The following is a 12,718-nucleotide window of genomic DNA, read 5'->3' on the forward strand; positions in this document are numbered from 1 at the left end:
GATGATTCGTCTCGTATAATACAACTAACGAACATCCGATTAGGAGGAAACCGACTGTGAAATTTATCTTTAACCCGGACATCCGGGACCCGAAACTCAACTTGGCGGTCGAGGAGTATATCCTCAAACATTTGAACGTCGAGCACGAGGACTACTTCTTGTTCTATATTAACGGCCCGTCGATCATCATCGGGAAAAACCAGAACACGTCAGAAGAAGTCAACTTGAAGTATATCGAAGAGAACGGGATCGACGTCGTCCGTCGCTTGTCTGGAGGCGGTGCCGTCTATCACGACGAAGGCAACTTGAACTTCAGCTTCATCACGAAAGATGACGGCAATTCGTTCAACAACTACAAGAAGTTCACACAGCCGATCGTCGATGCGCTCAAACAACTCGGTGTCGAAGCGGAATTGACCGGTCGTAACGATATTCAAGTCGGCGAACGGAAAATCAGCGGGAACGCTCAATTCACGACGCGCGGTCGCATGTTCAGCCACGGGACGCTCATGTTCAACTCGAACATCGAGGAAGTCGTCAACTCGCTCAACGTCTCGGAAGAGAAGATGCGCTCAAAAGGCATCAAGTCGGTCCGGAGCCGGGTCGCCAACATTACGGAATTTTTAGAGGAAGAGATGGAGATGGACCGGTTCGTCGAGGCCCTTCTCCATTCGATCTATGATGGTCAAGACCCGGAACGTTACGTGCTCCGTGACGAGGACTGGGAAATCGTTCAAGATATCTCGAAAGAACGCTACGCGAACTGGGACTGGAACTTCGGGAAGTCACCGAAGTTCGACGTCGAATCGAAGCGTCGCTTCCCGATCGGCACGATTGACGTTCGTTTGAACGTCAATAAAGGGACGATCACAGAAGCGAAAATCTACGGCGACTTCTTCGGCGTCGGTGATATCCACGACGTCGAGCAAGCACTCGTCGGGACGCGATTCGAACGAGCCGCGATTCGGGAACAATTGTCACACCTCGACGTCAAGCATTATTTCGGTAACGTCGACTTAGAAGAACTGGTCGATCTCATTAGCTGAGGCGATTTTGCAGGAGGATGGTCTGTTTCAGAGACCATCCTTTTTGGCGTTTTCGTGAAACCTTGTGTGTAGCATTGCGAGTCGTTGTGGGAAGGCGTATCATAATCAGTGCAAGCGTTTTCTTTAATGGAGATGAGCCAATAGGAGGAATGAAGATGTGCCGTTTCATCACAGAATGGATGGACACGAATTGGATGTGGGTGACCGATCAACCGACGTTCGAGCGAGCCGTGCTCGCGATTGGTCTCGAGCTAGAAGGAAAAGGGATTGTCGATGATACGTTCGCGCAAGTCATCATCGAGCAGGAGCACACGATCCCGTCCGGAGTGACGGACGTCGCCATCCCGGTCGCTGTCATCGACGTGCCGAACCGGATCTCAAAGCGCGATGGCATCACGCTGCTCCACTTGAACCGTCCGTTCGACATGCGGACGATCGCCGGAGAATTGGTCTGTGCAGAAATGATCTTTATCATCACAGCGACGACTGACGAGAAGAAGCAGACGTTCCATAAGTTGATCGACGATCTGCTCATGGATGACGAGTCGCTGCAAGCGCTCGTACATGTGCAAAGTCGGACTGGGTTGTATCATTTGCAGACGATGGATTTGAAAGCGTTTTCTTCATGAGGCGTTTCATGTACAATAGAGATAACTGAAAAAGGGCGCGGTTGCCGTGCTCTTTTTTACGGCTCAAGAGTGAATCGTCATTCATTTCTAAAGGGGGATTACTATGGCAAACTTAGTAACAGCGTTACAAGGGGTTGTGGCCGCGCATCCAAATAAGGCGGCCTACGTGTTCGGGGAGGACACGGTCAGCTACGAGCAGTTTTTCGGACAAGTCCAAGCGATGGCATCGACGCTTGAACAGAAGGGGATCGACAGAGGGGACCACGTCGCGCTCGTCCTCGGGAATAGCCCGGCGTTCTTGATTTCTTATTTTGCGGTCCTCGCGCGAGGGGGAATCGTCATTCCGATCAACCCTACATATACGCCGGACGAGATGGCTTATATTTTACTCGATGGAGACGTGAAAGCGATCGTCGCCTTGTCGCCGCTCGTCGCGCAAGCCGAAACGGCGCTCACGAACTTGCCGCAGTTGAAACTTGTCATCTCGGTACCGTATGCGGATGTGCCCGCAATCGAGCGCACAGGGGATATCGAATTTATGGCGTTTTCAAAAGCGTTCGCCTCGGGCGTGACGGCGCTAGTCGAGGTCGATGAACAAGACGTCGCCGTCATCTTATATACGAGCGGGACGACAGGTAAGCCGAAGGGGGCGCTGTTGACCCACCTCAACTTGTTCTCGAACGCGCACTCGATCGGAGAATATCTCGAGATCACACCGGACGATAAGGCACTCGCGGCGCTGCCGATGTTCCACGTCTTCTGTTTGACAGTCATCGTCAACGCACCGCTCCTGCGCGGGGCGACGATCATTATCTTACCGAAGTTCTCGCCGCAAGACGTATTCGATCTCATTCCGAAGCACCAGGTCAGCATTTTTGCCGGTGTGCCGACGATGTACAACTTCTTGTTGCAAACGGCGCTGAAAGTACCGGCTTACGCGTCGGCGCTCAAGCACGTCCGCGTCTTCGTCTCGGGCGGGGCGAGCTTACCGGTCCAACTGCTCGAATCGTTTGAACAAAAGTTTGAGTGTAAGATCCTTGAAGGGTATGGCTTGTCAGAGGCATCGCCGGTCACTTGTTTCAACCCGCTCCACGGAGAACGGAAAGCGGGATCGATCGGTCCGTCGATCGTCCACGTCGAGAATAAAATCGTCGACGAGCTCGGTGAAGAAGTCGGCGTCGGCGAAGTCGGGGAACTGATCGTCCGCGGTCCGAACGTCATGAAAGGCTATTACAAACTGCCTGAGGAGACGTCGATGACGCTTCGGGACGGATGGCTCTATACGGGCGACTTGGCGAAACGTGACGAGGACGGATATTTTTACATCGTCGACCGGAAAAAGGACATGGTCATCGTCGGTGGTTATAACGTCTACCCGCGAGAAGTCGAAGAAGTGTTATACCAACACCCGGGCATCGTCGAGGCTGCCGTCATCGGCGTGCCGGATGCCGAGCAAGGTGAAGCGGTGAAGGCGTTCATCGTCACCCGCGATGAACTTTCGGTCGACGAGATCCGCGCGTTCGCGGCAACGAAACTTGCCAAGTATAAACAGCCGAGCCACATCGAGATCATCGATGAGTTACCGCGAAATACGACTGGTAAGATTTTGCGGACCGTTTTGAAAAGCGAGGCGTTTCAACGCAACTGAATCAAGCAAGGGCGACACATAATTGTCGCTCTTTTTTTATTTCGTACGTTTGACACCGTTACGGGGTAGGGGTATATTAGACGTGAGGTGATAACAATGGATGAATTCTTGCACGAACAACCGCTCGTCCCACGCGAAGACGCCGAGCGAGTTGCGCTCAGTAAACGGCTGCGCCGGATCGAAGGACAAGTCCGTGGGATTCAAAAGATGGTCGAGAGCGACCGATATTGCGTCGATATCTTGACGCAGACGTCGGCTATTCAAGCCGCGTTAAAGCAAGTCGAGATGCAGCTGCTTGAACGTCATATGCGCAAATGCTTGGTCCATGCGAGTGAAACGGAAGACATGGATCCATACATTGATGAATTGATGACAATTGTCAGCCGCATTAAAAAGTAAGGAGGTGCCCGTATGAAGACCGTCGAACTGTCGATTCAAGGAATGACATGCGCCGCATGCTCGGCCCGAATCGAGAAAGTGTTGAATAAGATGGACGGGGTCGAGGCGACCGTCAACTTGCCGCTCGAGACGGCGACAATTCGCGTCGAGGACGGCATCACCGAAGAGGAGCTGATCGCCCGAATCGAGAAGATCGGCTACGGGGCGGAACGGAAAGTCGAGCTTACACCGAAACATGACCTCCGCCCACTAGAACGGAAAGTGCTCATTTCGGCGCTTCTTTCGGCGCCGCTCTTACTCGTCATGATTACCCATATCCCTGGGTTAATGTTCCATGCCGATTGGCTCATGAACCCGTGGTGGCAATTCGCGCTCGCGACACCGGTCCAGTTTTGGATCGGGGCCCAGTTTTATCAAGGGGCGTATAAGAGCCTGAAGAGCGGGGCGGCCAATATGGACGTCCTCGTCGCGACGGGGACGTCCGCCGCCTACTTCTATTCCGTGTTCGAAATGCTCATCCATCCGATGAATCCGTCCCTTTACTTCGAGACGAGCGCTGTGTTGATCACGCTCGTATTGCTCGGGAAATGGTTGGAGGCACGGGCGAAAGAAAAAACGACAGATGCGCTCAAATCGCTTCTGTCATTGCAGGCGAAAGAAGCAATCTTACTCGTCGACGGGGAAGAACGGTCGGTGGCGATCGACCTCGTCAACGTCGGCGACGTGATCGTCGTCCGTCCAGGTGAGAAAGTGCCGGTCGACGGTAAGATCATTGAAGGTGAAACGGTCATCGATGAATCGATGTTGACCGGAGAATCGATCCCGTCGGAAAAAGGTGTCGGTTTTGATGTCGTCGGTGGAACGATCAATCGATCGCATCGCTTCTTGATGGCGGCAGAGCGTGTCGGTAGCGAGACGATGCTTGCGCAAATCGTCCGTGTCGTCGAACAGGCGCAAACGGACAAAGCGCCAATTCAACGACAGGCCGACCGAATCTCCGGCGTGTTCGTGCCGATTGTCGTCGCCATCAGTGCCGTCACGTTCGTCGTTTGGTTGTTCGGGTTTAATGATCTCGATATGGCGATTCGGTCTTCGATCGCCGTCCTCGTCATCGCTTGTCCGTGTGCGCTCGGACTTGCGACCCCGACCTCGATCATGGTCGGGACCGGCCGTGCGGCTGAACAAGGCGTCCTCTTTAAAGGGGGCGGTCAACTCGAATCATTGAACGGTGTCGATATCGTCGTGTTCGATAAGACGGGAACGCTCACGAACGGGACGCCTGAAGTCGTGGCGACGTTCGGTGACGAGTCGTTCTTACAACGGGCGGTCATGGCCGAGCGTCAGTCGACGCATCCACTTGCGGAAGCGATCGGTCGTGGCGCCGGCGTCGGGCACGTAGAACGGGTCGAAGAGTTATCGGGCCGAGGATTGAAAGCGGTCGTCGATGGGAAAGAGCTTCTTATCGGTTCAAGTCGAATGATGCGCGAGGTCGGATTCGCTCTGCCTGATTGGGACATGCAAGCGATGACGCCGGTTTACGTGGCGAGTGAATCTGAAGTCGTGGCGGCGTTCGGTCTTCAAGACCGGTTGAAGGAAGGTAGCCGCGCCGTCGTGCAACGACTTGCGACGACGAGACAAGTGTACGTTTTGACGGGGGACCGAAAAGAAGTCGCGCTCGACGTGGCGCGTGAACTAGGCATCGCTGAAGCGAATGTTATTGCCGAAGTGTTGCCCGTCGAGAAGGCAGATCACATCGAGGCACTGAAACAGCGTGGCCGCGTTGCCATGGTCGGTGACGGGATGAACGATGCGCCTGCGCTCGCCGTCGCGGACGTCGGTATCGCCTTTGGCAGCGGGACGGACGTCGCTTTAGAAGCGGCGGACGTGACGATCATGGGTCGAGACATCGGAGGCGTGGATCGGGCGATCGAGATGAGTGCACTCACGATGCGAAACATCCGTCAAAACCTGTTTTGGGCACTCGCCTATAATAGCTTTGGTATACCGATTGCCGCGGCCGGTTTGCTCGCTCCATGGATTGCCGGGGCGGCGATGGCGTTCAGTTCGGTTTCGGTCGTATTGAACGCACTGCGATTAAAAAAACAAGGAGGACATCAAAAATGAATGAGACAGTCTTGAAAGTAGAAGGTATGACATGTAACCATTGCAAGGCAGCGGTTGAAGGGGCTTTGACCGAGTTAGAAGGCGTCGAGTCGGCCATCGTCTCGTTGCAAGATCACCGGGTCGATGTCATCCATAACGATACGATTTCCGTCAAAGCGATGATCGAAGCTATCGAAGAACAAGGTTACGACGTCAACGCATAACGACCGAATCCCGCCTGTGAGGCGGGATTTTTTTGTGATGTTCTCATGCTAGAAACTATGATATAGTATAGATGATAATGAGAATCGGTATCAACGGGAAGGTGGGGTTACGATGGAACTCGTCATGATCAGCGGTGTGTTGGCGTTACTTAGCGGGGGGACGGCCTTCCTCGCTCAACAATTGCGGACACGGCCGACACGGTGAGGAGGGGAAACCCTTCTTTTTTTTCGTTAACTTACGCGATTGACGGTACATCCAGACGGTTCAAAACGAGTGATTTCCCATCATTCGTCGACAATTGTTTGATATGATGTTAAAAAATGCTGCAGAGGTGACTAAAATGTACACAATCTATTTAGTCGATGATGAGGTCAATTTAAACAAAATGCTCGTCACGTATTTAGAGCAAGAAGGCTACCATGTCCGTTCGTTCACAGATGGTGTATCAGCGCAAGCCGCGATTCAAGACGAACCTGACTTATGGGTGCTCGATATTATGCTGCCGGACCTCGATGGCTTTCAGTTGTTGAAGCAAATCAAGGCGACGAACGCCAATACACCGACGATCTTCATTTCGGCCCGTGATGAGGATATCGATAAAATCATCGGACTGGAGATGGGTTCGGATGACTACATCGCGAAACCGTTCTTACCGCGCGAGCTCGTCATCCGGGTCAAAAAATTGATCGATCGGGTGTACGGGTCGAAATCGAACGAACATATCGAGTATGGGGAATACACGATTTATCCGGACAAACGACTGATCAAGCATGCTGCGGATGATATCGATTTGACGTCCAAAGAGTTCGATTTGTTGTTGCTCTTCCTCGAACATCCGGGCTCGGCGCTGTCGCGTGAGCAAATATTAGAAGGTGTTTGGGGTCGCGACTATTTCGGCTCAGACCGTGTCGTCGATGACTTGGTCCGACGCTTACGGAAGAAGTTGCACCGACTCGAACTTGAGACGCTGTATGGGATCGGTTATCGACTCGTTAAGCCATGAGACTTCACGAACTTAAGCCAAAACGGCTCATGTGGAAAATCTGGGTATTGATTTTGCTCATCATCGTCACCTTGGCGTTGATGATCTTGTTGACGGTCCGCTCCTCGATCACGCAGTTCATCGATGAACAAGTGTATGAGACGCTTCAAGATGTCGATTATTACCTCGGAAATACGAACGAGCTCGAAAATATTCCGAGCAACCCGATCGAGTACGATCGGCGTCAGCAAGAATCACGTTCGGTCAATCAGCTTATCTTTTTGCCGAACGGACGCATCATTTACGGCTCGGCCCCGCTCGAGCTGACGAATCGGATGTATCAAGAGGCGCTCGAACAGACGAGCGAGGTCGCCAAATATCAGACGACGATCGATGGGGAAGACGTCTACTATACGATTCGTCAAAACGAATATGACGGTGCCCTCATCTACCAGGCGTCATACGCCTGGGACGCTTATCGCCGTGAGCTCGTCTCGACATTGTTCTGGCGTATCTCGATTTTAATTGGTGTCATCAGCCTCCTGTCACTCATCCCGGCCCTTTGGATGTCGAGAGAGTTGACGAAGCCGATCGTCGAGATGGAACGGGCCGTTGAGAAAATTTCGAACCGCCAATGGGAGACGGTGTTACCACTCGCCAGGGAAGACGAGCTCGGACAATTGGCGCGGTCAATCGACGCGATGCGCCAAGAACTGCAAGAGCAAGATTTGGCGCAACAGGCGCTCTTACAAAACATCTCTCACGATTTGAAGACGCCGATCATGGTCATTCGCGGCTATGCCCAGTCAATCGGGGACGGCATCTATCCGACCGGAGACTTGAAAGGGTCGGCCGAAGTCATTGATGAAGAAGCATCGCGTCTCGAGAAAAAAGTGGTCGACTTGTTATACGTCACCAAGTTGGAGTATTTTAAAGGTCAAGAGATGAAGCTCGATCCGATCAACCTCGATAAGTTGGTCGAACTGCTCATCGACCGCTTCAAACTCCGAGGCAATCTCGAGTGGACGTTGACCGGCCACGCAGGCGAGATGCTCGGTGACGGGGAACAGGTTCGGGTCGCGCTCGAAAACGTGCTCGACAATGCGATTCGTTACGCCGAGTCGACGATTCAGGTCGAGCTCGAACGAACGGATGCAGGAATCGACATCGTCATTAAAAATGACGGCCCGTCGGTCGATGAGAACCTTGACCTGTTCCATCAATTTTCCCGTGGGAAACAAGGCAAGTTCGGTCTCGGCTTATTTATCGTCCAGCGCATCGTGACCCTCCATGGCGGAACCGTTACCTTGGGTAATACGAACGATGGAGTTGCTGTCCAATTCCACTTCCCACACCTGAAAGACACACAAAAATTAAAAACAGATGACAGATTTTAAAAACCAGCCTGCGAACGGCTGGTTTTTTTAGTGGGAAATGTCGACGAGCCGTTTGCACACGTTTAAGGAACTTGTTATGAATAACGTGTAAGTCATATCATACGTTTTGGAGGAAGAACAGATGACACAGTTGACGAATGATACAAGAGCGTTGGTTCCGGTATTTAATGAGTACGGTGAGGCCGAGACACTCGTCTATCAGCCCGATGGCGTTCACCGTCTAAAAGGCTCTCCGATTCACTTGCTCGAATCGGCTTGTCTCTATTATGGATCAAGTATTCAAGGGCGAATCGAAGCGGCCCGTCACGTGCTTGGTCCTCATCGAAAAACCCCTGTCGTCATGGATTGGCATGCCGATGCCGTCTTTTTCCCGACGATCGCCAAAGAGAGTCCTGATTGTGCGTGGATCAATTTTCAACATGTCACGGGCATCAAAAAGTTTGGTAACGGGACCCGGATTCAATTTCTGACCGGGGAATCGATTCAAGTCTCTGTCTCCGATCATACGGTCCAACGGCAGAAGCAGCGGTCGATTGAATTATCTTATGCGTTCCAAAAACGTTTCCATAGTAGCACATTGCATCACGTTTAAGGATTGAAAACTGATTCAAACCCCTCTATGATGAAGAAGAATAGTTCATATGTGTATTTGCACACCATCCGAAAGCGAGGGGTCAATATGTTTTTTCAGAAAATGATTGAGCGAGGAAAATTGATTATTGTATTTTTACTCGTTGCAATCGTCGTCGGGGTACTCACGTTTTTCCAGCTCCCGAAACGTGAAATCCCAGAGACTAGCGTCAATATCATTCTCATTCAGACCCCATATCCAGGGGCGACCGCTGAAACGGTCGAACGGAACGTCACAAACATCCTTGAAACCGAGCTAAGAGGGCTTGAAGGGGTTGAGAACGTATCGTCGCTGTCGGCGTCGGAGTTCTCGAATATCACCGTCGAGTATGAAGACGGATTTGATCAAGGCGAACTGCAAGCGAACGTGAGACAGGCGATCTCAGACGCGGCGCCTCGGTTACCTGACAACGCCTTAGCACCGACGGTCAACGATTCGATCGGTCAGCTTCCGGTCGCTTCCTATTTGTTGACGTCGAGCGATCGCGAGTCACTTGAAGCGGTTCGAGAACAAGTCGAACGGCTAGAAGACCGTTTGTTACGAACAGATGGTGTGACCGGGTTCACGATCAAAGGGCTCCCGGAAACAGAATTTGTCGTCTCGCTGGATTCCGAAGCGCTTGGGGAACGCCAACTCGCATTCCCAGACGTCTTGACGGCAATCAACGAAGAATATAAGACGACACCGCTCGGCCGTCAATCGACGGACGACGGTATTTATCAATTGGCGATCGATAACTTGACGAACGTCAACGACATGAATCAAGTCATCGTCGGGTCTGTCGACGGTGAACCGGTCCGCCTTGCCGATGTCGGTACGGTCGAAGAGACGACGAAAGCAGTCACCGACCTCGTCTCACTCGACGGCGAACCGGCAATCTCGCTCACAGTATCAATCGAGTCAGGTCAAGACATCCCGACGTTGCAACAACGCGTCGACGAAGTCGTCGCTTCTGAAGTGGGAGACCTAGACGGGGTCGAACTCGTCACTTATTACGATCAAGCGAAAGCGGTCGATGCAATCTTCTCGTCACTTACGAAAGAATTCATCATCGCCATGATCGCAGTTATCGTCGTCACGACGATCGGGTTGACGTTCACAGGGTCACTCATCGTCAGCTTGGCGATTCCATTGTCATTCTTGATCGCACTCATCCCACTACGCTTCACGGGAGTCGATTTGAACCAAATCTCGATCATCGGGGCAATCATCGCGCTCGGTATTCTCGTCGATGACGCGATCGTCGTCAACGACAACATTTTGCGTCGCTACCGGAAAGGCGATACAGCCATGGTCGGTGCCGTTCGCGGAACGAAAGAGGTATGGGGATCGATCGTCACGTCGACGCTCGCCGTCGTCTTCGCGTTCTTACCGCTGACACTCTTGTCAGGCGCGAACGGGAACTTTATCCGAGCGTTACCGACAGTGCTCGCGTTGTCGGTGCTCGCATCGATGGTCATCAGTTTGACACTCGTGCCGATCGCACAGTATTGGTTGAACCGGAAGAAAGTGAAAGTGTCGAAGCGGGAGCCAGGCTGGCTCGGCGGACCGCTCAACCGTCTCAGTAATTTTTATGCGGATCGGTTGCTCCCGTTCGTCGCTAAACGGCCGTGGACGTTCGGAGTGGTCGGGTTTGTCATCACGACAGCACTATACGGGCTGATTTTGTTGACACCGTTCGAGTTCTTCCCGGCTGCAAACCGACCAGAAGTCGTGACGAGCGTCACGTTCCCGGTCCAAACCGACTTAGAAGAGACAGAACGTCGCCTCCAACAGATTGAAGCCGAATTTCAACAGATTGACGGTGTTACCGAAACCGCCATTTTCGCTGGCGGCGGGCTTCCGAGCTTGTTCACCGGTGGACTCGACCAGTCAGGTGACAATGCAGGACAAGTCGTCGTCCGAGTCGACAACGAACAAATCGATGCGATTCAGTTGATTGATGAGTACACGTCGCAAATACGCGAAAACTATCCCGACGCTGAAATCTTCTTAGATACGCAGCAGCAGGGACCACCGACGTCTGCCCCGGTAGAGTTCACAATGCGCGGTGAAACGATCGAAGAACTTGTCGAGGCACGGGATACGGTCAAGGCTGACCTCGAAGACATCGATGGTGCGCTCGTGCTCGACAACATTAAAGAACCGTTCCAGACACTCACGTACGAATTGAACCGAGAAGCGATGGCTGCTTCTGGAGTGACCGCGAAAGCAATTAGCGATCAAATCCGGTTAGTCACAGACGGCATCCCGATCGGTACGTTCGACGATGGTGTCGAACAACGTGAGGTGAAAATCGTCGTCGATGCGGCCGCAAACCGCGAGGCGCTCGCCCTTGACGAGATTCTCGTCCCGGTCGACACGGAAGCCGGTCCGCCGGTCGCACCGCTCAGTACGTTCGTCACCGAAACGACGACTGAACAGATCCAACAGATTCCGCGTGAGAACGGGGAGCGGATCGTCACGCTTCAAATCTATGCGACTGAAGGGATGGACGAAGATGCGTTCAAACAAGACGTTGAACAGATCCTTGATGACGCAAAATCAGACTTGACGAGCGATGGCATCTCGTTCGAACAGTCAGGAGCGAGCGATACACAAAACGAGTTCTTCGTTGAACTCGCGACGTTGTTCATCGTCGTCTTGTTCTTGATTTTCTTGATCATCGCATTCCAGTTCAATTCACTCTCATTGCCGCTTCTCGTCTTGTTCACGATTTACTTGGCGATTGCCGGTGCGGTCGTCGGGCTGTTCATCACGCAGACGCCGTTTAGCTTCATGGCATCGATGGGGATGGTCTCACTCGCCGGAATCGTCGTCCGGAACGCGGTCGTCTTGTTCGAATTCATCGAGCAAGGAATTCGCAGTGGAATGTCCGTCACGACAGCGGTATACGAGGCAGGACGTGCTCGTATCCGTCCGATTCTCCTGACGGCCTTGACGGCGGTCGTCGCGTTACTACCGGTCGCGTTCGGTGAAGACCCGCTCTTCAAACCGCTCGCCATCTGTATCGTGTCGGGAATTCTGTTCTCGACCGTACTGACACTCGTCCTTGTTCCGGCTTATTACTTGATCTTGGCGAAACGTCGCCATCGGGATAAACCGTTCACGGATTGATCAGCAAGCGAATCGGCGCCCGGTCCAAATTAGGACCGGGCGCCTGTTTGTTTGTCTCGTCAAGACTGATGTTTTCGTCAGATGTTGTATGGGTATAATATGAAGAGATACTTCAGCATATTGGAGGGAATATAGATGAACGATTCATACACTTGGTTAAATCGTCGTAAGATCCGTCCGGCCTATAGTGCGACCGGGGCTCGTACATATACGAGCGAACGTGTCGTCCGACCGGATGCCGCACGTGGGAAGCGAGTGACAGACGTCAAGCGGGTTCGCCGGCCTTACACGGATGAATATGGAAACCGCCGCTATACGACAGGACGCGTCGTCGTGACGGACGCGGCCCGTAAAGCACGGGCGAACGGTCACGGTGAGACGGCCGTTCAACTTGAATTGTCGGTTCCGACACCGTACGAACGTGTCAAAAAGATGATTCCGACGAAGAAAATCCTCGTGCCTGCGATGGCTGGGATCGCCGTCGCCGGAGGAATCGCCGGAGTGATTTACGCGCTTCGCAAGAAAAAACGAAACAAGAAAC

The 12,718-nt window shown here is 52.7% G+C and carries 11 protein-coding genes; all 11 read left to right on the plus strand.

Translation table 11 applies throughout. The features are described 5' to 3' along the window. Positions 1–56: 56 nt before the first annotated feature. Positions 57–1,046, plus strand: a complete 990-nt coding sequence (gene lplA / locus A6395_RS12225; protein WP_071399225.1) for a lipoate--protein ligase — start codon at positions 57–59, stop codon at positions 1,044–1,046. 155 nt (positions 1,047–1,201) lie between these two features. Beyond that, positions 1,202–1,675 (plus strand): PTS sugar transporter subunit IIA, encoded by a 474-nt coding sequence (locus A6395_RS12230; RefSeq protein WP_233589623.1) that lies wholly within the window; start codon positions 1,202–1,204, stop codon positions 1,673–1,675. Positions 1,676–1,778: 103 nt separating this feature from the next. Next, positions 1,779–3,323: a long-chain-fatty-acid--CoA ligase gene (locus A6395_RS12235; protein ID WP_071399227.1), complete on the plus strand. Its 1,545-nt coding sequence runs from the start codon at positions 1,779–1,781 to the stop codon at positions 3,321–3,323. A 96-nt stretch (positions 3,324–3,419) separates the two neighbouring features. After that, positions 3,420–3,722 (plus strand): metal-sensitive transcriptional regulator, encoded by a 303-nt coding sequence (locus A6395_RS12240; protein ID WP_070327854.1) that lies wholly within the window; start codon positions 3,420–3,422, stop codon positions 3,720–3,722. Between the two features lie 12 nt (positions 3,723–3,734). Continuing rightward, on the plus strand, positions 3,735–5,846 hold the full coding sequence (locus tag A6395_RS12245; protein WP_071399228.1) for a heavy metal translocating P-type ATPase: 2,112 nt from the start codon (positions 3,735–3,737) through the stop codon (positions 5,844–5,846). Beyond that, positions 5,843–6,049: a cation transporter gene (locus A6395_RS12250; RefSeq protein WP_071399229.1), complete on the plus strand. Its 207-nt coding sequence runs from the start codon at positions 5,843–5,845 to the stop codon at positions 6,047–6,049. Before A6395_RS12245 ends, A6395_RS12250 begins: the two co-directional genes overlap by 4 nt. Positions 6,050–6,390: 341 nt before the next feature. Next, on the plus strand, positions 6,391–7,053 hold the full coding sequence (locus A6395_RS12255; RefSeq protein WP_071399230.1) for a response regulator transcription factor: 663 nt from the start codon (positions 6,391–6,393) through the stop codon (positions 7,051–7,053). A 29-nt stretch (positions 7,054–7,082) separates the two neighbouring features. Next, positions 7,083–8,429 (plus strand): sensor histidine kinase, encoded by a 1,347-nt coding sequence (locus A6395_RS12260; protein WP_233589622.1) that lies wholly within the window; start codon positions 7,083–7,085, stop codon positions 8,427–8,429. 121 nt (positions 8,430–8,550) lie between these two features. Continuing rightward, positions 8,551–9,021, plus strand: a complete 471-nt coding sequence (locus A6395_RS12265; protein ID WP_071399232.1) for a competence protein ComK — start codon at positions 8,551–8,553, stop codon at positions 9,019–9,021. Positions 9,022–9,108: 87 nt separating this feature from the next. Then, positions 9,109–12,177 carry an efflux RND transporter permease subunit gene (locus A6395_RS12270; protein WP_071399233.1) on the plus strand — a complete coding sequence of 1,023 codons (3,069 nt, stop codon included), beginning with the start codon at positions 9,109–9,111 and terminating at the stop codon, positions 12,175–12,177. A gap of 135 nt (positions 12,178–12,312) precedes the next feature. Beyond that, the coding region (locus A6395_RS12275) for a hypothetical protein (protein WP_071399234.1) at positions 12,313–12,718 on the plus strand (406 nt) is incomplete at its 3' end.

The organism is Exiguobacterium sp. SH31 (genome assembly GCF_001816105.1).
GTDB lineage: Bacteria > Bacillota > Bacilli > Exiguobacteriales > Exiguobacteriaceae > Exiguobacterium > Exiguobacterium aurantiacum_A.